The sequence below is a fragment of the Streptomyces palmae genome (assembly GCF_004684805.1).
Taxonomy (GTDB): domain Bacteria; phylum Actinomycetota; class Actinomycetes; order Streptomycetales; family Streptomycetaceae; genus Streptomyces; species Streptomyces palmae.
Genome location: NZ_SRID01000018.1, coordinates 1 through 25,711, shown reverse-complemented (window position 1 = coordinate 25,711; position 25,711 = coordinate 1). Strand labels below are relative to the sequence as shown.

23 protein-coding genes are annotated in these 25,711 nt (G+C 73.2%); 2 read left to right on the top strand and 21 right to left on the bottom strand.

Annotated elements, in window-relative coordinates:
* Nucleotides 1-12: 12 nt before the first annotated feature.
* The 3 genes from rpe to fmt form a co-directional block, all read right to left on the bottom strand.
* Nucleotides 13-693 (bottom strand): ribulose-phosphate 3-epimerase, encoded by a 681-nt coding sequence (rpe, locus tag E4099_RS03795; RefSeq protein WP_135337470.1) that lies wholly within the window; start codon nt 691-693, stop codon nt 13-15.
* Nucleotides 694-1,044: 351 nt separating this feature from the next.
* Nucleotides 1,045-2,478: an RsmB/NOP family class I SAM-dependent RNA methyltransferase gene (locus tag E4099_RS03790; RefSeq protein WP_135337469.1), complete on the bottom strand. Its 1,434-nt coding sequence runs from the start codon at nt 2,476-2,478 to the stop codon at nt 1,045-1,047.
* A gap of 75 nt (nt 2,479-2,553) precedes the next feature.
* Entirely contained in the window at nt 2,554-3,492 is a 939-nt protein-coding gene (gene fmt, locus E4099_RS03785) for a methionyl-tRNA formyltransferase (protein ID WP_135337468.1), read from the bottom strand.
* A 336-nt stretch (nt 3,493-3,828) separates the two neighbouring features.
* Between fmt and E4099_RS03780 the strand changes: the two genes are divergently transcribed.
* Nucleotides 3,829-4,398 carry a hypothetical protein gene (locus E4099_RS03780; protein WP_135337467.1) on the top strand — a complete coding sequence of 190 codons (570 nt, stop codon included), beginning with the start codon at nt 3,829-3,831 and terminating at the stop codon, nt 4,396-4,398.
* A 50-nt stretch (nt 4,399-4,448) separates the two neighbouring features.
* Here the strand turns inward: E4099_RS03780 and E4099_RS03775 are convergent, their stop codons facing one another.
* The 14 genes from E4099_RS03775 to pyrR all read right to left on the bottom strand — a co-directional run bounded on the left by E4099_RS03775 (nt 4,449) and on the right by pyrR (nt 21,610).
* A complete protein-coding gene (locus E4099_RS03775; RefSeq protein ID WP_135337466.1) occupies nt 4,449-6,620 on the bottom strand; it encodes a primosomal protein N' in 2,172 nt (723 codons plus the stop codon).
* A 109-nt stretch (nt 6,621-6,729) separates the two neighbouring features.
* Nucleotides 6,730-7,938, bottom strand: coding sequence for a methionine adenosyltransferase (metK, locus tag E4099_RS03770; protein ID WP_135337465.1), 1,209 nt, complete (start codon nt 7,936-7,938; stop codon nt 6,730-6,732).
* Nucleotides 7,939-8,340: 402 nt separating this feature from the next.
* On the bottom strand, nt 8,341-9,549 hold the full coding sequence (gene coaBC, locus E4099_RS03765) for a bifunctional phosphopantothenoylcysteine decarboxylase/phosphopantothenate--cysteine ligase CoaBC (protein ID WP_135337464.1): 1,209 nt from the start codon (nt 9,547-9,549) through the stop codon (nt 8,341-8,343).
* A gap of 152 nt (nt 9,550-9,701) precedes the next feature.
* Nucleotides 9,702-9,974, bottom strand: coding sequence for a DNA-directed RNA polymerase subunit omega (gene rpoZ / locus E4099_RS03760; protein ID WP_135337463.1), 273 nt, complete (start codon nt 9,972-9,974; stop codon nt 9,702-9,704).
* A gap of 105 nt (nt 9,975-10,079) precedes the next feature.
* On the bottom strand, nt 10,080-10,679 hold the full coding sequence (gene gmk, locus E4099_RS03755; protein WP_135337462.1) for a guanylate kinase: 600 nt from the start codon (nt 10,677-10,679) through the stop codon (nt 10,080-10,082).
* A 38-nt stretch (nt 10,680-10,717) separates the two neighbouring features.
* Entirely contained in the window at nt 10,718-11,041 is a 324-nt protein-coding gene (locus E4099_RS03750; RefSeq protein WP_005319887.1) for an integration host factor, read from the bottom strand.
* A gap of 204 nt (nt 11,042-11,245) precedes the next feature.
* Complete coding sequence (gene pyrF / locus E4099_RS03745; RefSeq protein ID WP_280923473.1) at nt 11,246-12,097, bottom strand: orotidine-5'-phosphate decarboxylase; 852 nt, start codon at nt 12,095-12,097, stop codon at nt 11,246-11,248.
* A gap of 162 nt (nt 12,098-12,259) precedes the next feature.
* On the bottom strand, nt 12,260-13,363 hold the full coding sequence (locus E4099_RS03740; protein ID WP_135337461.1) for a quinone-dependent dihydroorotate dehydrogenase: 1,104 nt from the start codon (nt 13,361-13,363) through the stop codon (nt 12,260-12,262).
* A 92-nt stretch (nt 13,364-13,455) separates the two neighbouring features.
* Nucleotides 13,456-16,767 carry a carbamoyl-phosphate synthase large subunit gene (gene carB / locus E4099_RS03735; protein WP_135337460.1) on the bottom strand — a complete coding sequence of 1,104 codons (3,312 nt, stop codon included), beginning with the start codon at nt 16,765-16,767 and terminating at the stop codon, nt 13,456-13,458.
* On the bottom strand, nt 16,760-17,908 hold the full coding sequence (gene carA, locus E4099_RS03730; RefSeq protein ID WP_135337459.1) for a glutamine-hydrolyzing carbamoyl-phosphate synthase small subunit: 1,149 nt from the start codon (nt 17,906-17,908) through the stop codon (nt 16,760-16,762). Before carA ends, carB begins: the two co-directional genes overlap by 8 nt.
* Entirely contained in the window at nt 17,905-18,492 is a 588-nt protein-coding gene (locus E4099_RS03725) for a PH-like domain-containing protein (protein ID WP_167828285.1), read from the bottom strand. Before E4099_RS03725 ends, carA begins: the two co-directional genes overlap by 4 nt.
* Nucleotides 18,489-19,796, bottom strand: a complete 1,308-nt coding sequence (locus E4099_RS03720) for a dihydroorotase (protein WP_135337458.1) — start codon at nt 19,794-19,796, stop codon at nt 18,489-18,491. The genes E4099_RS03725 and E4099_RS03720 overlap by 4 nt, the downstream gene beginning before the upstream one ends.
* A 2-nt stretch (nt 19,797-19,798) precedes the next feature.
* Complete coding sequence (locus E4099_RS03715; protein WP_135337457.1) at nt 19,799-20,788, bottom strand: aspartate carbamoyltransferase catalytic subunit; 990 nt, start codon at nt 20,786-20,788, stop codon at nt 19,799-19,801.
* A gap of 237 nt (nt 20,789-21,025) precedes the next feature.
* Entirely contained in the window at nt 21,026-21,610 is a 585-nt protein-coding gene (gene pyrR, locus E4099_RS03710; RefSeq protein ID WP_135337456.1) for a bifunctional pyr operon transcriptional regulator/uracil phosphoribosyltransferase PyrR, read from the bottom strand.
* 219 nt (nt 21,611-21,829) lie between these two features.
* On the opposite strand from pyrR, the gene bldD reads away from it, so the two are divergent.
* Nucleotides 21,830-22,330 (top strand): transcriptional regulator BldD, encoded by a 501-nt coding sequence (bldD, locus tag E4099_RS03705; RefSeq protein WP_135337455.1) that lies wholly within the window; start codon nt 21,830-21,832, stop codon nt 22,328-22,330.
* Nucleotides 22,331-22,552: 222 nt separating this feature from the next.
* On the opposite strand, the gene nusB is transcribed toward bldD, so the two are convergent.
* The 4 genes from nusB to E4099_RS03685 all read right to left on the bottom strand — a co-directional run.
* Nucleotides 22,553-22,987, bottom strand: a complete 435-nt coding sequence (gene nusB, locus E4099_RS03700; RefSeq protein WP_135337454.1) for a transcription antitermination factor NusB — start codon at nt 22,985-22,987, stop codon at nt 22,553-22,555.
* 2 nt (nt 22,988-22,989) lie between these two features.
* Nucleotides 22,990-23,556, bottom strand: coding sequence for an elongation factor P (efp, locus tag E4099_RS03695; RefSeq protein WP_135337453.1), 567 nt, complete (start codon nt 23,554-23,556; stop codon nt 22,990-22,992).
* Between the two features lie 66 nt (nt 23,557-23,622).
* Nucleotides 23,623-24,738: an aminopeptidase P family protein gene (locus E4099_RS03690; protein ID WP_135337452.1), complete on the bottom strand. Its 1,116-nt coding sequence runs from the start codon at nt 24,736-24,738 to the stop codon at nt 23,623-23,625.
* A gap of 236 nt (nt 24,739-24,974) precedes the next feature.
* On the bottom strand, nt 24,975-25,711 hold a 737-nt coding region (locus E4099_RS03685; RefSeq protein ID WP_245244577.1), incomplete at its 5' end, for an AAA family ATPase.

Here is a 25,711-nt window from a genome sequence, read left to right as displayed (position 1 = left end):
CCGACCTGTGGCTCAATGTCCGCATGCCCAGGCCGCGGACGCCTGCTGGGCCTGCGCGCGCAGTCGGCGCACCGCCTCGGCGGGGTCCTGTGCCCCGTACACCGCGGATCCGGCGACGAAGACATCGGCACCGGCCTCAGCACACCGCTCGATGGTGTCCGCCGAAACCCCTCCGTCCACTTGGAGCCACATCTCCAGGCCGTGCTTGGCGATCAGCTCCCGGGTCCGGCGGATCTTCGGCAGCATGATGTCGAGAAAGGCCTGACCGCCGAATCCCGGCTCCACGGTCATCACCAGCAGCATGTCGAGTTCCGGCAGCAGGTCCTCGTACGGCTCGATGGGCGTGGCGGGCTTGAGCGCCATCGCGGCGCGCGCCCCCTGGGCCCGGATCTCCCGCGCCAGCCGTACCGGGGCGCCGGCGGCCTCCGCGTGGAAGGTGACCGAAGCGGCCCCCGCCTCGACGTACCGCGGAGCCCAGCGGTCCGGGTCCTCGATCATCAGGTGCAGGTCGAGCGGGGTGTCGGTGGCCCGGCTCAGCGACTCGACGACGGGCACCCCGAGCGTGAGGTTCGGGACGAAGTGGTTGTCCATCACATCGACGTGCAGCCAGTCGGCTCCGCTGACGGCTGCTGCCTCCTCCGCCAGACGGGAGAAGTCCGCGGCGAGGATACTGGGGCTGATCTGTACGGCCATGGCGCCAAGCCTGCCACGGCCGTCCGCCGCGCGGGGCGGCGGGAGTACCGCACCTCACCGAGCCCGGCCGGGGTCCCGGGCCCGCCGGCGCGACCCCATTCGGCACGGCCCCCGCCCGCGGCGCCCCGCTGAGGGCCAACCCGCGCGGACGCGGCAGGGCCCCGATCTCCCGGGGCGACCGCACACCGCACCGCACCCGCCGGGAAGCCGGCCGGCGCGGGCGGCGGAGTACCGCACCTCACCGGGCGCGGCCGGCAGAGGACCGGGGTTCCCCGGGACACCCCCCACACCGCACCGCACCCGCAGCACCGCCCACCCCGCCGAGGGGCCGCCCAGCGCGGACCGGGGCGGTCAGGCGGTGCGGCGCAGCAGTGCCAGGTACATCGCGTCGGTGCCGTGCAGATGCGGCCACAGCTGCACATCGGGGCCCTCGCCCAGCGCGGGCACCCCGGGCAGCAGCGGGCGGGCGTCGATCCACTCGGCGGCGACCGGCGCGCCGCCCCGCCCCTTGAGCACGTCGTCCACCACGGCCCGGGTCTCGGCCAGGTGCGGGGAGCAGGTCGCGTAGCCGACCACACCGCCGACCCGCACCGCGCTCAGCGCCTCGCGCAGCAGCCCGCGCTGGAGCGGCGCGAAGCCCTCCAGGTCCTCCGGGCGCCGGCGCCAGCGGGCCTCGGGGCGGCGGCGGAGCGCGCCCAGGCCGCTGCACGGCACGTCCACCAGCACCCGGTCGAAGGTGCCCGGCCGCCAGGCCGGCCGGGTGCCGTCCGCGGCGATCACCTGGTACGGGCCGGGGTTGCCGGCCAGCGCCTGGGCCACCAGCCGGGCCCGGTGCGGCTGCTTCTCCGAGGCCACCAGCGCCGCCCCGCGCCGTGCGGCCAGCGCGGCCAGCAGCGCGGCCTTGCCGCCCGGTCCCGCGCACCCGTCCAGCCAGCGGGCGTCCGGGCCGTCCAGCGGGGCGTTCGCCAGGGCGATGGCCACCAGCTGGCTGCCCTCGTCCTGGACGCCGGCCCGGCCCTCGCCGACCGGTGCCAGCGCCCCGGGCTCACCGCCCTCGGCGAGCCGCACCGCGTACGGGGACCAGCGGCCGGGCAGGCCGCGGTCCTCGCCCAGCAGGTCCAGCAGCTCCTCGGGGGTGGCCCGGCCGGGGCGCGCCACCAGCGTCACCTCGGGCCGCTCGTTGTCGGCCTCCAGCAGGTCCTCGATGCCGGCCCGGCCGCCGCCGAGCGCGTCCCAGAGCGCGGAGACGATCCACCGCGGGTGCGAGTGCACCACCGCGAGGTGATCCTCGGCGTCCTCCTCGTACGGCGGGGCCACCCGCTCCAGCCAGCCGTCCAGGTCATCGCCGGCGATCTTGCGGAGCACCGCGTTGACGAACTTGGCCCGGCCGTCGCCCAGCACCACCCGGGCCAGCTCCACGCTGGCGCTCACCGCGGCGTGGGTGGGGATCCGGGTGCCCAGCAGCTGGTGCGCGCCCAGGCTCAGGACGTCCAGCACCGGCGGGTCGACCTCGCGCAGCGGGCGGTCCACGCAGGCCGCGATGATCGCGTCGTAGGTGCCCTGGCGGCGCAGCGTGCCGTAGACCAGCTCGGTGGCGAGCGCGGCGTCCCGGCTGTCGAAGTCGCCCTGCTCCCTGGCCTGGCGCAGCAGCGGCGGCAGCACCAGGTTGGCGTAGGCGTCCCGCTCGTCCACGGCGCGCAGCGCCTCGAAGGCGAGGATCCGCACCGGGTCCTTCTTCGGCCTCCGGTACGGCTTGCTGGGACGGCGACGCGGCTGCTCACTCACAGAAAGGTGCTCCGGGCTCCAAGGGGAAGATACCGGCCAAGCCTACGTCGCCCCCGAGCCGGTCCGGCGCCGCGTTCAGACCTGGCGGCCCAGGGTCTCCCGCTCGCCGATGCGCACCCCGCGCGCCCAGTCCGCCGCCCGCATCGGCTTCTTGCCCTGCGGCTGCACCCAGCGCAGCTCCACGGCGTGGCTGCCGGTGCCCGCGTGGACGGAGTTCTTGGCGGCCGCCAGCTCGCCCGGGGCCAGCTCGGTGCGGTCCACCGCCGGGGCCACCTCCATGACCTTGAGCCGCTCGCCGCGGAAGACCGTCCAGGCGCCGGGGGCCGGGGCGCAGCCGCGCACCACGCGGTCCACCCGGAGGGCGGGCGCCTGCCAGTCGATCTCCGCGTCCTCGACCTTGATCTTCGGGGCCAGGGAGACGCCCTCGGCCGGCTGCGGCACCGCCCGCAGGGTGCCGTCCTCGATGCCGTCCATGGTCGCCGCCAGCAGGCCGGCGCCGGCGAACGCGAGCCGGGTCAGCAGGTCGCCGCTGGTGTCCGTGGGCCGGACCTCCTCGGTGAGCACCCCGAAGACCGGGCCGGAGTCCAGCCCCTCCTCGATGAGGAAGGTGGAGGCGCCGGTCACCTCGTCGCCGGCGAGCACCGCGTGCTGCACCGGGGCGGCGCCGCGCCAGGCGGGCAGCAGCGAGAAGTGCAGGTTGACCCAGCCATGGGCCGGGATCTCCAGGGCGGCCTTGGGCAGCAGCGCGCCGTAGGCGACCACCGGGCAGCAGTCCGGGGCGATCTCCCGCAGCCGGGCCAGGAAGTCCTCGTCGCGCGGCCGGGCCGGCTTGAGCACCTCGATCCCGGCCTCCTCGGCACGCTCGGCGACCGGGCTCGCCACCAGCCGCCGGCCGCGGCCGGCGGGCGCGTCGGGGCGGGTCACCACGGCCACCACCTCGTGCCGGTCCGAGGCGAGCAGGGCATCCAGGGCGGGTACGGCGACCTCGGGGGTGCCGGCGAAGACGAGCCTCATGGGTGGCGGACTACCTCTCAGGCGCAGCGGAGGGACGCGTCAGTCTATTCGGCCCCTTCGGCGCCGCCATCCGGTGATCGGCCCGGCGCCCGGGCCCCCGGGGGCGTACGCCTGTACCCGCGCACGCCCCGGACCGTGACCAAGAGCACGGTGCGGCGTTGGTCAAGAGAGATTGACCGACGCGGGCCGACCACGGTGCCGCCGATCGCCGGGCTCGCGACCCTCGCCGGTCTCAGTGTTTCCCTGTGTTCCTCCGAGTTCCTCAGGGTCCCTACGAGTTCCTTCCTGTTCGTCTAGTTTTCCGTCCCTTGCACCGCCGGTTCGAGAGGCTTGTTCATGGCCGACCACGCAACTCACGACGCCCAGGCACGCGCCAGCCTGCACCTCCTGGTCCGGGACATCGAGCGGGTCCGACGGCAGGTGGACGCGCTGCGTACGCTCACCGCGCAGCTCGGCAACGTCTACCGTCCGCGCCGCACCGGTCCGTCCACCGGTTTCGTCGTCTACGGCCGCGCCCCGGCGCCGACCGTGCGCCTCGCCCAGGAGCTGCGGGACAGCGTGGAGACGCTGGTCACCGCGGCGGTGGACTTCGACCGCTCGCTCGGCTTCTCCTGGGACGCGGTGGGCTCCGCGCTCGGGGTCACCAAGCAGGCGGTGCACCGCCGCTACGGCGCCCGCCGGGCGGGCGCGCAGAGCGCCGGCTCCGCGGAGAGCACCGAGCCCACGGCACCGCGCACCGGCGGCGCCACCGCCACCCAGGCCGGGGCGGCGCCGGCGGTCCCCACCGTGCCGGCCGCCCGCTCGGTGCAGACCGCGCAGTCCCTGCCGTCCGTCCCGGGCCAGTCCTCCCCTGCCCTGCGCGAGGAGCCGCGCTCCAGCGCCCTGCCGGGGCCGCGCAACGGCTGACCCGGCCGTGCCCCGGTCGCAGAGCGCCCGCAGGGCCCCGGCGCAGTGCGTCAGCCGATGTCCGGCGGGTCGACCCGGACCCGGACCGGTGGGCCCTCGCGTCGGACCAGCCGGGCCGCCTGGGCGCTCTTGAGCGCGGCGGCGAGGGCGGCGCCGCTGCCGGGGCGCACCCGCAGCAGGGCCCGCTCCCAGGGCTCCTCCGGCTCCGGGCGGCCCCGCTTGGCGGGGGTCTCGCCGGCGCGCCGCGGGCGGCCTTGTTCGGCGGGGGGCACCGGCACCGGGCCCAGCACCTCGGCGTCCGGCGGCAGTTCCAGGCTCTCCAGCAGCTCGGCGACCGCCGAGGCCGGCCCGGAGACCGAGGCCATCCGGGAGACCGGGGGGAAGCCCAGCTGGGCGCGCTCCGCCAGCTCCCGCGCCGCGAACCCGGCCGGATCCCATCGCACCAGGGCCTGCACCGGGCTGAGTGTCGGCTCGGCGACGATCACCACCGCGCCGCCCTCGCCCTGCGGACGCACCAGTGCCGCGGCGTCCAGCCAGCGGCGCAGCGCCTCCTCCCCGGCGCGCAGGTCGGGGCGGCCGAGCAGGGCCCAGCCGTCCAGCAGCAGGGCCGCCGCGTATCCGTGCTCGGCGACCGGCTCCGCCCCAGGGGTGGCGACGATCAGCGCGGGCTGGTCCGGGACGGCGTCCAGCACATGGTCGCGGCCCGAGGTGCGCACCGGCATCCCGGGGAAGGCCCGGCCCAGTTCCTCCGCGGTGCGCCGGGCGCCGATGACGGTGGCCCGCAGCCGGTTGCCGCCGCAGGACGGGCAGTGCCAGGGATGCGCGCCCCGGCCGCACCATCCGCAGCGCAGGGTGTCGGCGTCGGCGGCCTCCAGCGGCCCGACACAGTGCGGGCAGCGGGCCGGCTCCCGGCAGCGCTCGCAGGCCAGCCGGGGTACGTAGCCGCGGCGCGGCACCTGGACCAGCACCGGGCCGCGCAGCAGCCCCTCGCGCAGGGCGCGCCAGCCCAGCGAGGGCAGCCGAGCGGCGCGCGCCGCCGGGTCGCGCGCCAGGTCGCCGTCGGAGACGGTACGCACCAGCGGCGCGGCGGCCCGGACCTGCTCGCGGCCCGCCTCCAGGGGCAGCGCCCAGCCGTTCTCCAGCAGCTGGGCGGTCTCCACGGTGCGGCTGAGGTCGCCGGCGAGGAAGCCGGTGCGCTCCTGCACCGCGCGCAGCAGCAGCACGTCCCGGGCGTGCGGCCGGGGGGCGTTGTCGTCGCTGTGGCTGGAGTCCCCGTCGTCCCAGATGGCGACCAGGCCCAGGTCCTGGACCGGGGCGAACATGGCGGCCCGGGTGCCCACCACGGCACGCACCGAGCCCCGGCGGACCGCCAGCCAGCGCCGGTAGCGCTCGTGCGGCCCGGCGTCGGCGGTCAGCAGGGTGTGCCGGCCGGGGCCGAGCAACGCGGTCAGCGCGGCGTCCACCCGTGCCGCGGACCGCCCGTCGGGCAGCACCGCCAGCGCGCCCCGCCCGGAGGCCAGGGTGGCGGCGATCACGGTGGCCAGCTCGGTCGGCCAGTGCGGGCCGGGCAGCGCGGTCCACACCGCGCGGGGGGTGCCCCCGCGGGCCAGCGCGTCGAGGAATCCCGGGCCGGCCGGGTACCGGGTCCAGCTGCCCGGTTCGGGGCGCGGGGGCGGGGGCAGCGCGGGCGTCGGGGACGCCGTCTCGGCACGGGCGCTGCGCGGTGGGATGGCCAGCTGGAGCACGTCGGCGAGCGATCCCGCGTACCGGTCGGCGACCGCCCGGCACAGGGCGAGCAGCGCCGGTGAGAGCACCGGCTCCGGTGAGAGGACCTGGGCGATGGCGGCCAGCGGCCCCTTGTAGTCGGTCTCGGCGACCCGCTCGACGATGTATCCGTCGAGCAGCCCGCCGCCCTCCCGGCGCCCCTCCCGTACGTTCCCGGCGCCGGCCCCGAAGCGGACCCGCACCCGCACTCCGGGCCGGGCGTCCGCGTCCAGCTCGGCGGGGACCGCGTAGTCCCAGAGTTTGTCCAGGTGGACCGGGCCCTTGTCGACCAGCACCCGGGCCACCGGCAGCCGCTCGGCCAGGGCCGCGCCGCGCCAGGTGCGCGGCTTGGCCCGGGGCACCTTGGCCTTGCGCACCGTGTCCCGGATGAGCGCGAGCTGCTCGCCCCCCGGCGGGGTCGGCGCCGGGGGCTTGTTCTGACCGTGCTCGCTGCTCACGGTTTCAGTCCTACCAGAGACCACGGACAGCGCCGGGCCCGGTGACGTCCACGACCCCGGACCGTGGCGGTCCGGGGTCGTGGACGAATGGTGCCGGTGGGGCCGGGACCTACAGGCCCACGGCGGCCCGCAGCGCCTCCACGCGGTCGGTGCGCTCCCAGGTGAAGTCGGGCAGCTCGCGGCCGAAGTGCCCGTACGCGGCGGTCTGGGCGTAGATCGGGCGGAGCAGGTCCAGGTCGCGGATGATCGCGGCCGGGCGGAGGTCGAAGACCTGGCTGATGGCCTGCTCGATCTTCTCGGCGTCCACGGTGGCGGTGCCGAAGGTCTCCACGAACAGGCCGACCGGCTCGGCCTTGCCGATGGCGTAGGCGACCTGGACCTCGCAGCGGGCGGCGAGGCCCGCGGCGACGACGTTCTTGGCGACCCAGCGCATGGCGTAGGCGGCCGAGCGGTCGACCTTGGACGGGTCCTTGCCGGAGAAGGCGCCGCCACCGTGGCGGGCCATGCCGCCGTAGGTGTCGATGATGATCTTGCGGCCGGTGAGGCCGGCGTCACCCATCGGGCCGCCGATCTCGAAGCGGCCGGTCGGGTTCACCAGCAGCCGGTAGCCGTCGGTGTCCAGCTTGATGCCGTCCTCCAGGAGCTCCTTGAGGACGTGCTCCACGACGAACTCGCGGATGTCGGGGGCGAGCAGCGAGTCCAGGTCGATGTCCGAGGCGTGCTGCGAGGAGACCACGACGGTGTCCAGGCGGACCGCCTTGTTGCCGTCGTACTCGATGGTGACCTGGGTCTTGCCGTCCGGGCGCAGGTAGGGGATGGTGCCGTTCTTGCGGACCTCGGAGAGCCGGCGGGAGAGCCGGTGCGCCAGGTTGATCGGCAGCGGCATCAGCTCGGGGGTCTCGTCGCAGGCGTAGCCGAACATCAGGCCCTGGTCGCCCGCACCCTGCCGGTCGAGCTCGTCGTCGTCGCCCTCGACCCGGCTCTCGTAGGCGGTGTCCACACCCTGGGCGATGTCCGCGGACTGGGAGCCGATGGACACCGAGACGCCGCAGGAGGCGCCGTCGAAGCCCTTCTTCGACGAGTCGTAGCCGATCTCCAGGATCTTGTTGCGCACCAGCGTGGCGATCGGGGCGTAGGCCTTGGTCGTGACCTCGCCGGCCACGTGCACCAGGCCGGTGGTGATCAGCGTCTCGACGGCGACCCGGGAGGTCGGGTCCTCCTTCAGGAGCGCGTCGAGGATCGTGTCGCTGATCTGATCGGCGATCTTGTCGGGGTGGCCCTCGGTCACGGACTCCGAGGTGAAGAGGCGGCGGGACACATCGCTCCCTGGGGTTGCAGCGGCTGCTGGCTGTTCATGGCTGGAACCGTCCGGGGGCTGCGCCCGGCTCGGTTCCTGGGCCAGTTTATCCGGCGTTTCCACCGGTCGGGCATTCCGTCTCGAAGAACGGGCGTGCCGTGATCAGGACCATACCCTCAACGACCGCGTTTCGACCGCGCTGGGTAGGGGGGCGGCAACCGGCAGTGGTCCGGTTTCGATCTGGACAGAACAGTGCCGGAGCCATATGCGGCCAGGAGGCGATCGGTGGGCCGGACCGAGCCCGTACGGGGGAGGACCGAGCCCGTACGGGGTACCCGGCCGGACCGCCCGGGCGCGCGGCCCCGGGCCGCCGGGCCGCCGCACCCCGCCCGGGCGCCGCCGGTGGCCCGGCGCTGGCGCAGGTCAGGCCAGACGCGGGAGCACCAGGTCCCACACGGTGTCGGCCAGCGCCTCCTTGGGGCCGTACGGCACCGGCGTCTCGGTTCCGTCGGCGGCCAGTACCACCGCCTCGCTCTCGGCCGCGCCGAAGGTCTTGCGCTCCCCCACCTCGTTGACCACCAGGAGATCGCAGCCCTTGCGGGCGAGCTTGGCGCGACCATTGGCCAAAACATCGTCGGTCTCGGCGGCGAAACCGACCACCACCTGCCCGGGGCGGGCCCGCTCTGCCGAGATCTCGGCGAGAATGTCCGGATTACGCACCAGGGCGATGGGCTCGGGCTCCACCCCGTCACGCTTCTTGATCTTGCCGGTGACGTACCGGGCGGGGCGGAAGTCGGCGACCGCGGCGGCCATCACCACCGCGTCGGCGTCGGCCGCCGCCTTGAGCACCGCCTCCCGCAGCTGCACCGCCGTGCCCACCTTGACCACATCGGCGCCGGCCGGGTCGGGCAGCTCGCTGTTGGCGGAGACCAAGGTCACCCTGGCCCCGCGCGCCACCGCGGCGCGGGCCAGCGCGTAGCCCTGCTTGCCGGAGGAGCGGTTGCCCAGGAAGCGGACGGGGTCCAGCGGTTCCCGGGTGCCGCCGGCGCTGACCACCACATGGCGGCCGGCCAGGTCCGGGGTGGTGGCCCGCTCGCCCCGGGCGAGCACCCGGCGGCAGACCTCGAAGATCTCCGCCGGGTCGGGCAGCCGGCCCTTGCCGGTGTCCACCCCGGTGAGTCGGCCCACGGCGGGCTCGATGACCACGGCGCCGCGGCGGCGCAGGGCGGCGACGTTCTCCTGGGTGGCCGGGTGCTCCCACATCTCGGTGTGCATGGCGGGCGCGAAGACCACCGGGCAGCGCGCGGTGAGCAGGGTGTTGGTGAGCAGGTCGTCGGCGAGGCCGTGGGCGGCCTTGGCGAGCATGTCGGCGGTGGCCGGGGCGACCACCACCAGGTCGGCGCCCTGCCCGATGCGCACGTGCGGGACCTCGTGCACGCTCTCCCACACCTCGGTGGCGGCGCTCTGCCCGGACAGCGCGGCCCAGGTCGCCTCGCCGACGAAGTGCAGGGCCGAGGCGGTGGGCACCACCCGTACCTCGTGCCCGGACTCCGTCAGACGGCGCAGCAGCTCGCACGCCTTGTAGGCGGCGATCCCGCCGCTGACTCCCAGGACGACCTTCGGCTTGTCCATCGCTCGCTCTCCCACGCCGTCGTCTGTACGACTCCATGCTGCGGCACGCGCGCCGCGCCACCCGCGGGGCCCTTGCCCACGGCACACCTCGGGCCCGGCAGATGCTACTGCCGGGCCCGGGATGACAGATCAGCGGCCGTCGCGGCCTGGCCTCAGGAGGCCGGGCTCTCGATGGCCTCCGAGGTCAGCAGCCCCGCGTTGATCTCGCGCAGCGCGATGGAGAGCGGCTTCTCGTGGACGTGGGTGTCCACCAGCGGACCGACGTACTCCAGCAGGCCCTCGCCGAGCTGCGAGTAGTACGCGTTGATCTGGCGCGCGCGCTTGGCGGCGTAGATCACGAGGCTGTACTTCGAGTCCGTAGCCTCGAGCAGCTCATCAATCGGCGGGTTGATGATGCCCTCGGGCGCGGTGATGGAAGAGGACACTCTCTGCCTCAGCCTTCCGAATGGAGAATGGGGGGATCAGTGGATCAGGGGATCAGCAGACCAGGGGATCAGCGGATCCACCAGGGGGATCTATCAGGAAAAAGATCAAACAATTCCCATCAAGGCTAGCAGCTCGGCCGCTACGTCCTCGACGGAGGTGTTGACCAGGGTCTGGTCGAACTCGGGCTCCGCGGCCAGCTCGACCTTGGCGGCGGCCAGCCGGCGCTCGATCACGTCCGGCGCCTCGGTGCCGCGGCCGGTCAGGCGGCGGACCAGCTCGTCCCAGCTGGGCGGGGCCAGGAAGACCAGCTGCGCCTCGGGCATCGATTCCCGGACCTGCCGGGCGCCCTGCAGATCGATCTCCAGCAGGACCGGCTCGCCCTTCTCCAGGCGCTGCTGGACGGCCTCCCGCGGGGTGCCGTAGCGGTTGCCCGCGAACTCGGCCCACTCCAGCAGCTCGCCGTTGGCGATGAGCTTGTCGAAGACCTCGTCGTCGACGAAGTGGTACTGGACGCCGTCCCGCTCGCCGGGTCGCGGCGTGCGGGTGGTGGCGGAGACCGAGAGCCAGACCTCGGGATGTGCCTTGCGCAGATGCGCGACGACCGTGCTCTTGCCGACCCCGGAGGGGCCGGAGAGCACGGTCAGCCGCGGGCGTCTGGCCGGGGGAACGGGGGCTTCCGTCCCCCGGGAGACCGTAGTACTCATGCTGCGATTATCCAGGTTCCCGAGGGTGCCTGGAAACGTCAGGCGGCGCCGCCGCCGAACTCTCGCTCGAGCGAGGCGATCTGGTTGGAACCGAGACCGCGCACCCGGCGGCTCTCGGAGATGCCGAGCCGCTCCATGATCTGCTTGGCGCGGACCTTGCCCACGCCCGGCAGGGATTCGAGCAGGGCGCTCACCTTCATCTTGCCGATCACATCGTTCTCCTGGCCCTGCTTGATGACCTCGTGCAGGGAGGCGCCGGAGTGCTTGAGCCGATTCTTGACCTCGGCGCGCTCCCGGCGAGCCGCGGCGGCCTTTTCGAGCGCGGCTGCGCGCTGTTCAGGGGTAAGGGGCGGAAGAGCCACGCCTACGTCACCTCGGATGTCGAACTGTCGGATATGGACCGGTGAGGAACCTAGTCGCCCCTCACCTGGGGAGCAACGCGCAACGCGCTTGCGCGACCGCTCGTCACGGAGACTAGCGGCCATGGCCGCTCCAGTCAGCGAGAACAGAGGAAAAGTCCTGGTCAGACTCGATCGACCAGGACTTTTCAGGGCAAAGTGGCCGGGTTATCCGGCCGCAGCGCGCACTTCCTCGGCGAAACGCTCCGCGGCGGCCACCAGGCTGGCCGCGTCCGGACCGTGCCGGAGCACCCCCCGGCTGACGTTCGGCACCACCTCGCGGACCGCGGCGCCGAACACCCGGGGCAGGTCCGCGGGGGTCGCCCCCTGGGCGCCGATGCCCGGGGCGAGCAGCGGCCCGCCGATCGCCAGGTCGTACGCGGACAGGTCGCCCAGCGTGGCTCCCACGACCGCCCCGAAGGAGCCCAGCGTGCCCGCCCGGACCTCCGGCTCGTTCTCCTCGCGCAGCCGCTCCAGCATGGTGGCCCCCACCGTGCTGCCGTCGGCGCGCACCGCGTGCTGCACCTCGGCGCCCTCCGGGTTGGAGGTCAGGGCCAGCACGAAGACGCCCGAACCGTGCCGCCGCGCCAGGTCCAGGGCCGGGCGCAGCGAGCCGAAGCCCAGGTAGGGGCTGACCGTGACGGCGTCCGAGAACAGCGGGGAGGCCGGGTCCAGATAGGTCGCGGCGTACGCGGCCATGGTGGAGCCGATGTCGCCGCGCTTGGCGTCCATCAGCACCAGGGCCCCGGCCGACCGCGCGTCGGCGACCGCGCGCTCCAGCACCGCGACGCCCCGGGAGCCGAAGCGCTCGAAGAAGGCGGACTGCGGCTTGAGCACGGCCACCCGCTCGGCCAGCGCCTCGACCACGGTGCGGGTGAAGCGCTCCAGGCCCGCGATGTCCTCGCCCAGGCCCCAGTCGGCCAGCAGCGAGGCGTGCGGGTCGATGCCGACGCACAGCGGCCCGCGGGTGTCCATGGCGGCGCGCAGCCGCGCGCCGAAGGGAACGGGGGCGTCAGTCACGGAAGGACCCTCCAAAGCTGTGGGAGATCGTTAATGCCGTGGGAGATCGTTGTGTCGGCGATGCGGAGTGCCCGGGGTGGGGTTGGGGGTCCCCCCTGCACGAAGTGCTTGGAGGAGGGCTGGCACAGCGCAGTGCCACCGGCGTCCACACAAGACGGAACCTCAGCCACGACGCGCCTCCGCCCCCACCGCTTCCGCGAGCGTCCCGTACGGGCTCGCCGCCAGCCGCGCCGCCAGCCCCCGGTGGATCTTCCGGCACCAGAACGGCCCCTGGTAGATGAACGCGCTGTAGCCCTGGACCAGCGTCGCCCCCGCGAGGATCCGCTCCCAGGCGTCGTCGGCGGTCTCGACGCCGCCCACGCCGATCAGGGTGATGCGGTCGCCGACCCGTGCGTACAGCCGGCGCAGCACCTGGAGCGAGCGGTCCTTGAGCGGGGCTCCGGACAGCCCGCCGGTCTCGGCCACCAGTTCCGGGGCCGAGGCGAGGCCCAGGCCCTCTCGGGCGATGGTGGTGTTGGTGGCGATGATGCCGTCCAGGCCGAGTTCGACGGCGAGGTCGGCGACCGCGTCCACGTCCTCGTCGGCGAGGTCCGGGGCGATCTTCACCAGCAGCGGGACCCGGCGCTGCGGCACGCTGCGGTCGGCGGCCTCCCGTACGGCGGTCAGCAGCGGGCGCAGCGCCTCGGTGGCCTGGAGGTTGCGCAGGCCGGGGGTGTTCGGCGAGGAGACGTTGACCACCAGGTAGTCGGCGTGCGCGGCCAGCCGCTCGGTGGAGGCCACGTAGTCGGCGACGGCCTCCGCCTCGGGGACGGCCTTGGTCTTGCCGATGTTGACGCCCAGGGTGGTGCGGAAGACGGGCCGGCGGGCGGCCAGGCGCTCGGCGACCACCGCGGAGCCGTCGTTGTTGAAGCCCATGCGGTTGATCAGCGCCCGGTCCGGCACCAGCCGGAACAGCCGCTTCTTGGGGTTGCCGGGCTGCGGCTCGCCGGTGACGGTGCCGATCTCGACATGGTCGAAGCCGAGCATCGCCAGTCCGTCGATGCCGGTGGCGTTCTTGTCGAAGCCGGCGGCCAGGCCGAACGGGCCGTGCATCCGCAGGCCCAGTGCCTCGGTGCGCAGCGCCTTGTGGCGGGGGGCCAGCACGGCGGCCACGAAGGTGCGCAGAACCGGGATGCGGGCGGCCAGCCGGATCCAGCCGAAGGCCAGGTGGTGGGCCTTCTCGGCGTCCAGGCGGCGGAAGAAGAGCCGGAAGAGGAGCGGGTACATACGGATGGGGGCTTTCTGCGCGGAGGGGTGGGGGCTCGCACGGAGGGGGACGCCGGTCGCGGTGTGCGAGCCGGCGTCCCCCTCGGTCGCTGCTACTCCTCGCGGGCGGCGATCAGGTACTCGGCGTGCTCCTGGAGCGAGCGGACGCCGATGTCGCCGCGGGTGAGCGCCTCGATGCCCTGCACGGCGGCGGCGAGCGCCTGCACCGTGGTCAGGCACGGGACGCCGCGGGCGACGGCCGCGGTGCGGATGTCGTAGCCGTCCAGTCGGCCGCCGGTGCCGTACGGGGTGTTGACGATCAGGTCCACCTGTCCGGCGTGGATGAGCTGGACGATGGTCTGCTCGCCGTTCGGGCCCTCGCCCTCACTGTGCTTGCGCACCACGGTGGCGTTGATCCCGTGGCGCCGGAGCACCTCCGCGGTGCCCGAGGTGGCCAGCAGCTCGAAGCCGTGGGCCACCAGTTCGCGGGCCGGGAAGATCATCGCCCGCTTGTCGCGGTTGGCCACCGAGACGAAGGCCCGGCCCTTGGTGGGCAGCGCGCCGTACGCGCCGGCCTGCGACTTGGCGTAGGCGGTGCCGAAGACCGAGTCGATGCCCATGACCTCACCGGTGGAGCGCATCTCCGGGCCGAGCACCGTGTCCACGCCGCGCCCGGAGGTGTCCCGGAAGCGCGACCAGGGCATCACGGCCTCCTTGACCGAGATCGGCGCGTCCAGCGGCAGGGTGCCGCCGTCGCCCTGCGCCGGCAGCAGGCCCTCGGCGCGCAGCTCGGCGATGGTGGCGCCCAGCGAGATCCGGGCGGCGGCCTTGGCCAGCGGGACCGCGGTGGCCTTGGAGGTGAACGGGACGGTGCGGGAGGCGCGCGGGTTGGCCTCCAGGACGTAGAGGATGTCGCCGGCCATCGCGAACTGGATGTTGATCAGTCCGCGCACCCCGACGCCCTCGGCGATCGCCTCGGTGGAGGCGCGCAGCCGCTTGATGTCGAAGCCGCCCAGGGTGATCGGGGGCAGCGCGCACGCCGAGTCGCCGGAGTGGATGCCGGCCTCCTCGATGTGCTCCATGACACCGCCGAGGTAGAGCTCGGTGCCGTCGTAGAGCGCGTCCACGTCGATCTCTATGGCGTCGTCCAGGAAGCGGTCGATGAGCACCGGGTGCTCGGAGATCAGACCGGCGTGCCGCTCCAGGTAGGCGCCGAGCGAGGGCTCGTCGTAGACGATCTCCATGCCGCGTCCGCCCAGCACGTAGGAGGGGCGCACCATGACCGGGTAGCCGATCTCCGCGGCGATGAGCTTGGCCTCCTCGAAGGAGAAGGCGGTGCCGTACTTGGGCGCGGGCAGGCCGGCCTCGGTGAGCACCCGGCCGAAGGCGCCGCGGTCCTCGGCGGCGTGGATGGCCTCCGGGGAGGTGCCCACCACCGGTACGCCGTTGTCCTTGAGCGCCTGGGCCAGGCCCAGCGGGGTCTGCCCGCCGAGCTGCACGATCACCCCGGCCACCGGCCCGGCCTGGGTCTCGGCGTGCACGATCTCCAGCACGTCCTCCAGGGTGAGCGGCTCGAAGTAGAGCCGGTCGGAGGTGTCGTAGTCGGTGGAGACGGTCTCCGGGTTGCAGTTGACCATCACGGTCTCGTACCCGGCGTCGTGCAGCGCGAAGGAGGCGTGGACGCAGGAGTAGTCGAACTCGATGCCCTGGCCGATGCGGTTGGGGCCGGAGCCGAGGATGATCACGGCCGGCTTCTCGCGCGGGGCGACCTCGCTCTCCTCGTCGTAGGAGGAGTAGAAGTACGGGGTCCGCGCGGCGAACTCGGCGGCGCAGGTGTCCACGGTCTTGTAGACCGGGCGGACGCCCAGGGCGTGCCGCAGGTGGCGCACGACCTCCTCGCCGAGCCCTCGGACGGCCGCGATCTGGGCGTCCGAGAAGCCGTGCCGCTTGGCCTCGGCGAGCAGCTCGGGGCCGAGCTCCTCGGCGGCGGCCAGCTCGTCGGCGACCTCCTTGATCAGGAAGAGCTGGTCGACGAACCAGGGGTCGATCCGGGTGGCCTCGAACACCTGCTGGGGGGTGGCGCCGGCCCGGATGGCCTGCATCACGGTGTTGATCCGGCCGTCGGTGGGGACCGCGGCCCGCTCCAGCAGCGGGGCCGCGTCGCCGGGCTCCCCGGTGAAGTCGAACTGGCTGCCCTTCTTCTCCAGCGAGCGCAGGGCCTTCTGCAGCGCCTCGGTGAAGTTGCGGCCGATCGCCATGGCCTCGCCCACCGACTTCATGGTGGTGGTCAGGCTGGCGTCCGCGGCCGGGAACTTCTCGAACGCGAACCGCGGGACCTTGACCACCACGTAGTCGAGGGTGGGCTCGAAGGAGGCCGGGGTCTGCTCGGTGATGTCGTTGGGGATCTCGTCCAGGGTGTAGCCGACGGCGAGCCGGGCAGCGATCTTCGCGATCGGGAAGCCGGTGGCCTTGGACGCCAGCGCCGAGGAGCGGGAGACCCGGGGGTTCATCTCGATGACGATGACCCGGCCGTCGTCCGGGTTGACCGCGAACTGGATGTTGCAGCCGCCGGTGTCCACGCCGACCTCGCGGATCACCGCGATGCCGATGTCGCGGAGGATCTGGTACTCGCGGTCGGTGAGCGTCATCGCCGGGGCCACGGTGATCGAGTCACCGGTGTGCACGCCCATCGGGTCGAAGTTCTCGATGGAGCAGACGACCACCACGTTGTCGTGCTTGTCGCGCATCAGCTCCAGCTCGTACTCCTTCCAGCCGAGGATGGACTCCTCCAGGAGCACCTCGGTGGTCGGGGAGAGCGTGAGGCCCTGGCCGGCGATGCGGCGCAGCTCCTCCTCGTCGTGCGCGAAGCCGGAGCCGGCGCCGCCCATGGTGAAGGAGGGGCGGACCACGACCGGGTAGCCGCCGAGCGTCTCCACGCCCGCCAGCACCTCGTCCATGGTGTGGCAGATCACCGAGCGGGCGGACTCGCCGTGGCCGATCTTGGCGTTGACCGCCTCCACGACCTCCTTGAACAGGTCGCGGTCCTCGCCCTTGTGGATGGCCTCGACGTTGGCGCCGATCAGCTCCACGCCGTACTTGCCGAGGGTGCCCGCCTCGTGCAGCGAGATCGCGGTGTTCAGCGCGGTCTGGCCGCCGAGGGTGGGCAGCAGGGCGTCCGGGCGCTCCTTGGCGATGATCTTCTCGACGAACTCCGGGGTGATCGGCTCGACGTAGGTCGCGTCGGCGATCTCCGGGTCGGTCATGATCGTGGCGGGGTTGGAGTTGACCAGGATGACCCGCAGCCCCTCGGCCTTGAGGACCCGGCAGGCCTGGGTGCCGGAGTAGTCGAACTCGGCGGCCTGGCCGATGACGATCGGGCCGGAGCCGATGACGAGAACGGACTGGATGTCGGTGCGCTTAGGCACGCTGGCCCTCCATCAGGGACACGAAGCGGTCGAACAGGTACGCGGCATCGTGCGGACCTGCGGCGGCTTCGGGGTGGTACTGGACGCTGAAGGCGGGGACGTCGAGGCACCGCAGACCCTCGACCACGTCGTCGTTGAGGCAGACGTGGGAGACCTCGGCCCGGCCGTAGGGGGTGTCGAAGGCGCGGTCGAGCGGGGCGTCGACGGCGAACCCGTGGTTGTGCGCGGTGATCTCGACCTTGCCGGTGGTGCGGTCCTGGACCGGCTGGTTGATGCCGCGGTGGCCGTACTTGAGCTTGTACGTGCCCAGGCCCAGCGCACGGCCCAGGATCTGGTTGCCGAAGCAGATGCCGAAGAGCGGGGTCTTCCGCTCCAGCACGGCGCGCATCACGGCGACGGCGTGGTCCGCGGTGGCCGGGTCGCCCGGGCCGTTGGAGAAGAAGACGCCGTCGGGGTCGACCGCGTACACGTCCTCGATGGTCGCGGAGGCGGGCAGTACCCGCACCTCGATGCCGCGCTCGGCCATCCGGTGCGGGGTCATGCCCTTGATGCCCAGGTCCACGGCGGCCACGGTGAAGCGCTTGGTGCCGATGGCGGGGACGGTGTACGCCTCGGCGGCGGCGACCTCGCCGCTCAGGTCGGCGCCCTTCATCTGCGGGGCGGCCTGCACCCTGGCGAGCAGCGCGGCGTCCTCGGCCAGCGCCGCGCCGGAGAAGATGCCCACCCGCATGGCCCCGCGCTCACGCAGGTGGCGGGTGAGGGCGCGGGTGTCGATGCCGCTGATGCCGACCACGCCCTGGGCGGCGAGTTCCTCGTCGAGGGAGCGGCGGGCGCGCCAGTTGGACGGGATCCGGGCGGGGTCGCGGACCACGTAGCCGGAGACCCAGATCCGCCCGGATTCGGGGTCCTCGTCGTTGACGCCGGTGTTGCCGACGTGCGGGGCGGTCATCACGACCACCTGGCGGTGGTACGAGGGGTCGGTGAGGGTCTCCTGGTAACCGGTCATGCCGGTGGAGAACACGGCCTCGCCGAAGGTCTCCCCCACCGCCCCGTAGGCACGGCCACGGAAGGTGCGCCCGTCCTCCAGTACGAGTACGGCGGGGGCCGCGTTCCGTGCGGAACCCCGGTGGGAGGTCGTCATGATGGGCCTTCCTGGTGGTGCTGGACGGCGACCGCGCTGTCGCCGCGTGAGGGGTTGAGTGCGTCGAGCCAGGCCGCGTGCTCGGCGGCCCGGTCGGAGCGGAAGCCGGAGTCGATCAGCCGGTCGCCGTGCTCCCAGGTGATCACCAGCAGGCCGCCCTCGGCGAGCACCTTGCCGGCGATTCCCTTGTCGAGTCGGGCGCCGCGGAGCGCCTGGGCGGGCACCGCGAAGTCCTGGGCACCCGGTCGCAGGACGATCAGGTCGCCCTGCTCCGTCAGGGTGAGGTCGACGCGGCTGCGGGTGCCGAGCCCCTGGGCGACGATCCGGTCCAGCCACTGCCCGGCGGTGGTGGAGCCGTGGTAGCGGCCGGTCATCCGCAGTCGGGCGGGGCCCGGGTCGGCGGGGGCCTGGGGCAGCTCGGGCAGGTCGTTCTGGAGCGTACCGCGCCACTTCCAGCCCTCCCGCATCAGCCAGTAGACCAGGCCGATCAGCAGGACCAGTCCGGCGACCCAGCCGATGCGCGCGGCCCAGTCGGTGACTTCCTGGGACTTCTGCTCGGCGGCCAGTTGCATCAGAGGTGTCACGTCAGCTTCCCGTCTACGACCGTGGCTCGGCCCCGCAGGAAGGTGTGCGTCACTCGGCCCGGCAGCTCCAGGCCGCGGTACGGCGTGTTGCGGCTGCGGGAGACGAACTCCGCGGGGTTCACCTCACCACGGTATGCCGGATCGAGCAGCGTGAGGTTGGCGGGCTCCCCGGCGGCGATGGGGCGGCCGTGGCCGGCGAGCCGGCCGATGGCGGCGGGCCGGAAGGACATCCGGTCGGCGATCTGCGCCCAGTCGAGCAGTCCGGTGTCCACCATGGTGTGCTGCACCACGGAGAGCGCCGTCTCCAGGCCGACCATGCCCATGGCCGCGGCGCCCCACTCGCAGTCCTTGTCCTCGTGCGGGTGCGGGGCGTGGTCGGTGGCCACGCAGTCGATGGTGCCGTCGGCCAGCGCCTCGCGCAGCGCCAGAACGTCGGCCTCGGTGCGCAGCGGCGGGTTGACCTTGTAGACCGGGTCGTAGGAGCGGACCAGCTCGTCGGTGAGGAGCAGGTGGTGCGGGGTCACCTCGGCGGTGACGTTCCAGCCCTTGGACTTGGCCCAGCGGACGATCTCCACCGAGCCGGCGGTGGACAGGTGGCAGATGTGCACCCGGGAGCCGACGTGCGCGGCGAGCAGTACGTCGCGGGCGATGATCGACTCCTCGGCGACGGCGGGCCAGCCGGCCAGTCCGAGTTCGGCCGAGACGAGGCCCTCGTTCATCTGGGCGCCCTCGGTGAGCCGGGGCTCCTGGGCGTGCTGGGCGATCACGCCGTCGAAGGCCTTCACGTACTCCAGCGCCCGACGCATGATCACCGCGTCGTCGACGCACTTGCCGTCGTCGGAGAAGACCCGCACGCCGGCGGCGGAGTCGTGCATGGCGCCCAGCTCGGCGAGCTTGCGGCCCTCCAGGCCCACGGTGACCGCGCCGACCGGCTGGACGTCGCAGTATCCGGACTCCTTGCCCAGCCGCCAGACCTGCTCCACCACGCCGGCGGTGTCGGCGACCGGGAAGGTGTTGGCCATGGCGTGCACGGCGGTGTAGCCGCCCATGGCGGCGGCCCGGGTGCCGGTCAGGACGGTCTCGGAGTCCTCCCGGCCGGGCTCGCGCAGGTGGGTGTGGAGGTCGACCAGGCCGGGCAGCAGGACCCGTCCCTCGGCCTCGATGACGGTGGCGCCCTGGGGGGCCTCCAGGCCGGTGCCGACGGCGGTGACGGTCTCGCCCTCGATGAGGACGTCGGCGGGCTCGCCGCCGAGGATCTTCGCGCCGCGGAGAAGGGTGACGGTGGTCGTGGTGGTCTCGGTCATGGTTACTTGCTCTCCTCGGTACGGGTCTGGCCTGCCGCCGGCTCCTCCGGCACGGCACCGCTGAGCAGCAGGTAGAGGACGGCCATGCGGATGCTGACGCCGTTGGCGACCTGTTCGACGGCGGTGCAGCGCGCGGAGTCGGCGACCTCCGCGGTGATCTCCATGCCGCGGTTCATCGGGCCGGGGTGCATCACGATGGCGTGCTCGGGCATGGTGGCCATCCGGTCGCCGTCCAGGCCGTAGCGGCGGGCGTACTCACGCTCGGTGGGGAAGAAGGCGGCGTTCATCCGCTCGCGCTGGACGCGCAGCATCATCACCGCGTCGGACTTGCCGAGCACCGCGTCCAGGTCGTAGCTCACCTCGCAGGGCCACGCCCCGACGCCGACCGGCACCAGGGTGGGCGGGGCGACCAGGGTGACCTCGGCACCGAGCGTGGTGAGCAGGTGGACGTTGGAGCGGGCGACCCGGCTGTGCAGCACGTCGCCGACGATGGTGATGCGGCGGCCGGACAGGTCGCGGCCGAGTCCGGTGTCCGCGCCGACCAGCCGCCGGCGCATGGTGAAGGCGTCCAGCAGCGCCTGGGTGGGGTGCTCGTGGGTGCCGTCGCCGGCGTTGACCACCGAGCCGCCGATCCACCCGGAGGTGGCCAGCCGGTGCGGGGCGCCGGAGTCGTGGTGCCGGATGACGACGGCGTCGGCGCCCATCGCCTCCAGGGTGAGCGCGGTGTCCTTCAGGGACTCGCCCTTGGAGACCGAGGAGCCCTTGGCGGAGAAGTTGATGACGTCGGCGGAGAGCCGCTTGGCGGCGGCCTCGAAGGAGATTCGGGTCCGGGTCGAGTCCTCGAAGAAGAGGTTGACCACGGTTCGGCCGCGCAGGGTGGGCAGCTTCTTGATCGGCCGGTCCGCGACCCGGGCCAGCTCCTCGGCGGTGTCGAGGATGAGTACGGCGTCGTCGCGGGTGAGATCGGCGGCCGAGATGAGGTGACGCTTCATCCGGTTACTCCGTGTTTGGGGGGCGGACGGTGTGCAGGCGACGGGGCAAGGGGGCAAGGAGGCACAAAACCTCGCTTGACGGGTGAGGTGGGCTACAGGCGGGCGAATCCTCGCTCGAGGAGCGGGCCGGCACCCCGTGCGGGCGGCGGCGGGCAGGCGGGGGCGCGCCGTTCGGCGTCGCCGGGTCGCGCCTCGGTCCACCGCCTCGCGGACGGGGTGGTCCGACCCGTCCGCTGCCTAACCCTCGGCCGGGGAGGTCTCCCCCAGCCCGAGGAGCACGCTGTCGCGGCCGTCCTCCTCGGCGAGCTGCACCTTGACCGTCTCCCGCAGTGACGTGGGGAGGTTCTTGCCCACGTAGTCGGCGCGGATCGGCAGCTCGCGGTGGCCCCGGTCCACCAGGACCGCGAGCCGGACCGCGCGCGGGCGGCCGATGTCGTTCAGCGCGTCCAGGGCGGCGCGGATGGTGCGGCCGGAGAAGAGCACGTCATCGACGAGGATCACCACGCTGCCCTCGATCCCGTCCTTGGGGATCTCGGTGCGGGAGAGCGCCCGGGCCGGGCGGAGCCGCAGGTCGTCGCGGTACATGGTGATGTCGAGCGAGCCCACCGGGACGTCGCGGCCGGTGATCTCGGTCAGCTTGGCGGCCAGTCGCCGGGCGAGGTGGACCCCGCGGGTGGGGATGCCCAGGAGCACCACGTTCTCGGCGCCCTTGGCGCGCTCGACGATCTCATGGGCGATACGGGTCAGCACCCGGGCGATGTCCGGTGCCTCGAGCACCGGTCGCGGTGGGATGACCTCTGCGGGTGGGGTGTGTGCGTCCATACGAAACGGACCTCCTTCTCCGCCTCACGGGACGGACCTTAAAGGACGTCGGAATGCGCCATTCACACTAGCAGGGTCAACCTCTCAGGCCGTCATCGCCCCTGACGGCGGACCCCGGGGATCCTTCGGCTTGACGAATGGAGATTACGCTGCGTAACCTCACAGTGAGTAACAGGCACGCGGCGGAGCCGCATGATTGACAAGTGTCCGGGGAGCCTTATGTCCAGCGAATACGCCAAACAGCTCGGAGCCAAGCTCCGTGCCATCCGCACCCAGCAGGGCCTCTCCCTCCACGGCGTCGAGGAGAAGTCCCAGGGCCGCTGGAAGGCCGTCGTGGTCGGTTCGTACGAGCGCGGTGACCGCGCTGTCACCGTGCAGCGCCTTGCCGAGCTGGCCGACTTCTACGGCGTCCCGGTGCAGGAGCTGCTGCCTGGCACCACTCCCGGCGGGGCCGCCGAGCCGCCGCCGAAGCTGGTGCTGGACCTTGAGCGCCTGGCCCATGTCCCGGCCGAGAAGGCGGGCCCGCTGCAGCGGTACGCGGCGACCATCCAGAGCCAGCGCGGCGATTACAACGGCAAGGTGCTGTCGATCCGCCAGGACGACCTGCGCACCCTCGCGGTGATCTACGACCAGTCGCCCTCGGTGCTGACCGAGCAGCTGATCAGCTGGGGCGTGCTGGGCGCGGACGCCCGCCGTGCCGTCCAGCACGAGGATGTCTGACCGCAGACGGTATCCGGGGACGCCTGAGCACCACCTGAGGGCTGCCTGAGCGCCCCGGACGGCCCGGTCCGGCCGTGGTCCGCCGAGGGCGGAGCGCGGGCCGTCCGCGCCCGCGAGGCGCGGCCGGACCTCAAACACAGGGAAACATGCCGCCGGGGGCGGTGGAACCTTTCGGTTCCACCGCCCCCGGCGGCGTCTGGTATGGGCTGGAGGGCCCGCCTGCTACCGCTCCTCGCGGCGCAGGCTGGGCTTGAGCTCCTTGAGCCGGCCGAGCAGACCGTTGACGAAGGCCGGCGAGTCGTCGGTGGAGAACTCCTTGGCGAGCTGCACCGCCTCGTCGATCACCACCGCGTCCGGCGTCTCGTCTTCCCAGATCAGCTCGTAGGCACCGAGCCGGAGGATGTTCCGGTCCACGACCGGCATCCGGTCCAGCGTCCAGCCCACCGCGTAGGTGGAGATCAGCTCGTCGATCCGCGCGGTGTGCTCCGCGTACCCCTCGACCAGCCGCATCGTGTACTCGGTGACGGGCGGCTGCCGGTCGTCGGTCCGGGCGTGCCGGATCCAGTCCGCGAGCACCAGCTGCGCGGTGGCGCCGCGCTGGTCGGCCTCGAAGAGGATCTGGAAGGCGCGCTTGCGGGCCTTGTTGCGAGCGGCCACGGTTAGCTGTTCACCCGACCGAGGTACTCGCCGGAGCGGGTGTCGACCTTGACCTTCTCACCGGTGGTGATGAAGAGCGGGACCTGGATCTCGTAACCGGTCTCCAGGGTGGCCGGCTTGGTGCCACCGGTGGAGCGGTCGCCCTGGAGGCCGGGCTCGGTCTCCGAGATGGTCAGCTCGACGGCGGCGGGCAGCTCGACGTAGAGGACGGTGCCCTCGTTCTGCGCCACGACCGCCTCGAAGCCCTCCAGCAGGAAGTTGGCGGCGTCACCGACGGTCTTGCGGTCGATGTGGAGCTGGTCGTACGTGTCCATGTCCATGAACACGAAGTACTCGCCGTCCATGTACGAGAACTGCATCCCGCGCTTGTCGACGTTGGCCGTCTCGACCTTCACGCCGGCGTTGAAGGTCTTGTCGACGACCTTGCCGGAGAGCACGTTCTTCAGCTTGGTGCGCACGAAGGCAGGGCCCTTGCCGGGCTTGACGTGCTGGAACTCGACGACGGACCAGAGCTGGCCGCCTTCGAGCTTGAGCACCATGCCGTTCTTGAGGTCGTTCGTGGATGCCACGGTTGCGGGATCTCCTGGACTGAGGCTGGTGGACCACAGGAGATACCGCGCGCCGACGCCCTTGGGCTAGAGCGCGAGCAGCTCCTTGGTCGTGATGGTGAGTAGCTCGGGCCCGCCATCCGCCTCGGAGCGGACGACGAGCGTGTCATCGATCCGGACACCGCCCCGGCCCGGGAGGTGGACCCCCGGTTCGACGGTGACCGGCACGCAAGCGTCCAGTTTACCCATGGCGGAGGGTGACAGCCGAGGGTCCTCGTCGATTTCCAGGCCCACACCGTGTCCGATCCGCCCGCCGAAGCTCTCCTCGTAGCCCGCGGCGTCCAGCACATGCCGGGCCGCCCGGTCCACCTCGCGGTACGCGGTGCCGGGGGCGAGCGCCTCCCGCCCGGCCCGCTGGGCGGCGAAGACCAGCTCGTACAGCTCGATCTGCCAGTCCGCGGGGCTGGTGCCGATGACGAAGGTGCGCCCCACCTCGCAGCGGTATCCGCGGTAGCCGGCGCCCAGGCAGATGCAGAGGAAGTCGCCCTCCTCCACCCGGCGGTCGGTGGGCGTGTGCCCGAACCGGCCGGCGTTCGGCCCGGCACCGACCATGGTCGGGAAGGCGGGGCCGTCCGCCCCGTGGTCGATCAGCCGGCGCTCCAACTCCAGCGCCAGGTGCCGCTCGGTGCGCCCCACCAGGATCGACTCCAGCAGCTCGCCCAGGGCCTGGTCGGCGATCTCGGCGGCGATGCGCAGACAGGAGATCTCCTCCTCGTCCTTGATCAGCCGCTGCTGCTCGACGGCCCGGGCCAGGTCGAGCAACCGGAGCCCGCCGGCCCGTGCGGCCAGTGCCCGGTGCCGGGCCACGCTCAGATGGTGCTCCTCCACCGCGAGCGTCTCCACGCCGGCCGCGGCGGCCAGACCGGCGGCGCTGACCGCGGCGTCCGGCTCCTCCTCGGGCAGTGCCACCAGGCGCAGCTCGCTGTCCAGGCGCGTGGCCGCGGGTTCGACCGCCGGGCCGATGGGGCACACCAGGGTGTCCTGGTCGGGACCGGCCGGTCCGATCAGCAGTACGGCGCCGACCGGGGCGGCACCGCACAGATAGCGCACGTTCGCGGGCTGCGAGACCAGTGCCGCCTGGGCGCCGGCCGGCGCGTACCGCTCACGCAGCAGCGTGCGTCGGGACGCGTGGACCTCGGACATGTTCCCGAGCGTACGGAGTGCGGCGCGCCCGGGCCGGTTGTGGAGGGCCGTTCGTGCGGACACCGGGATTCCGGCCCCGCGCCGGCGAGTGCGCCGAAGCGCGCGCCAGGCGCCGCCCGGGGGGCACCGCCCGGGGCCCGCCCAGCGGGGGCTGAGGGAGGTAGCCGGGGAGGGAGCCGGAACGGAGAGTGCCGGCGCCGGGTCGAGAGCGCCCGGAGGTGCCGGAAAGAGGTGCCCTACCAGTTGGGCGGGCTGGCGATGGACCGGGCGACCACCTCGTCCAGGACCCGGGCGGTGGTCTCCACGTCGTAGTGGGAGTTGTCGATGATGGGCAGCCCGGAGCCGTACCAGCCGGCCATGCGGCCGTGGATCCGGGCGACCTCCTCGTCGCTGAGCCGCCGGTTGCCGCTGCGGGCGGCGTTCCGCTCCAGGACGATCTCCAGGCCGGGAAGGATCACCACCGGCAGCAGGCCCGGGCCCACGTGCCGCTTCCAGCCGCCGAGGCCGACCACCGGGCGGTCGGGGAAGACGGCGTCGTCCAGGATGCAGGAGATGCCGTTGGCGAGGAAGTTGCGGGCGGCGAAGCCGCAGGTGCGCCGGGCCAGCCGGTACTGGGCCTCGGAGTTGTCGTTCCAGCCGGACTGCGGGTTGGCGAAGCCGGAGCGGACCCACTCGCGGACGTCGTCCAGGCTGATGTGCGCGGTGGGCACCCGCCGCTGGTCGGCCCAGTGCCGGGCGACGGTGGTCTTGCCGGCGCCCGCCGGGCCGATCAGCAGCACCGCGACGGCGGCCTGGGAGGCGTCCACCACGGCGGTGCCCGCCGGGGCGTGCTGCGGCATCTGCACCGGGCCGCCGGGCGGCAGCTGGACGTGCCCGGTGGTCCTCGGGCTCTCGAGGGGAGCGCCCACCGGCTGGAGCGGGGCGCCGCCGGGCGGGACCGGGCCGGCGGCGGGCGCCGCCGGAGGTGCCGCGG

Excerpts from the sequence above, each read along its gene's own strand:
- fmt (WP_135337468.1), bottom strand. The coding sequence starts at position 3,492 with ATGAGGCTCGTCTTCGCCGGCACCCCCGAGGTCGCCGTACCCGCCCTG.
- E4099_RS03740 (WP_135337461.1), bottom strand. The coding sequence starts at position 13,363 with ATGTACCCGCTCCTCTTCCGGCTCTTCTTCCGCCGCCTGGACGCCGAG.
- rpe (WP_135337470.1), bottom strand. The coding sequence starts at position 693 with ATGGCCGTACAGATCAGCCCCAGTATCCTCGCCGCGGACTTCTCCCGT.
- gmk (WP_135337462.1), bottom strand. The coding sequence starts at position 10,679 with ATGAGTACTACGGTCTCCCGGGGGACGGAAGCCCCCGTTCCCCCGGCC.
- coaBC (WP_135337464.1), bottom strand. The coding sequence starts at position 9,549 with ATGGACAAGCCGAAGGTCGTCCTGGGAGTCAGCGGCGGGATCGCCGCC.
- carA (WP_135337459.1), bottom strand. The coding sequence starts at position 17,908 with ATGACGACCTCCCACCGGGGTTCCGCACGGAACGCGGCCCCCGCCGTA.
- E4099_RS03715 (WP_135337457.1), bottom strand. The coding sequence starts at position 20,788 with ATGAAGCGTCACCTCATCTCGGCCGCCGATCTCACCCGCGACGACGCC.
- E4099_RS03690 (WP_135337452.1), bottom strand. The coding sequence starts at position 24,738 with ATGTCCGAGGTCCACGCGTCCCGACGCACGCTGCTGCGTGAGCGGTAC.
- E4099_RS03720 (WP_135337458.1), bottom strand. The coding sequence starts at position 19,796 with ATGACCGAGACCACCACGACCACCGTCACCCTTCTCCGCGGCGCGAAG.
- bldD (WP_135337455.1), top strand. The coding sequence starts at position 21,830 with ATGTCCAGCGAATACGCCAAACAGCTCGGAGCCAAGCTCCGTGCCATC.
- pyrR (WP_135337456.1), bottom strand. The coding sequence starts at position 21,610 with ATGGACGCACACACCCCACCCGCAGAGGTCATCCCACCGCGACCGGTG.
- E4099_RS03780 (WP_135337467.1), top strand. The coding sequence starts at position 3,829 with ATGGCCGACCACGCAACTCACGACGCCCAGGCACGCGCCAGCCTGCAC.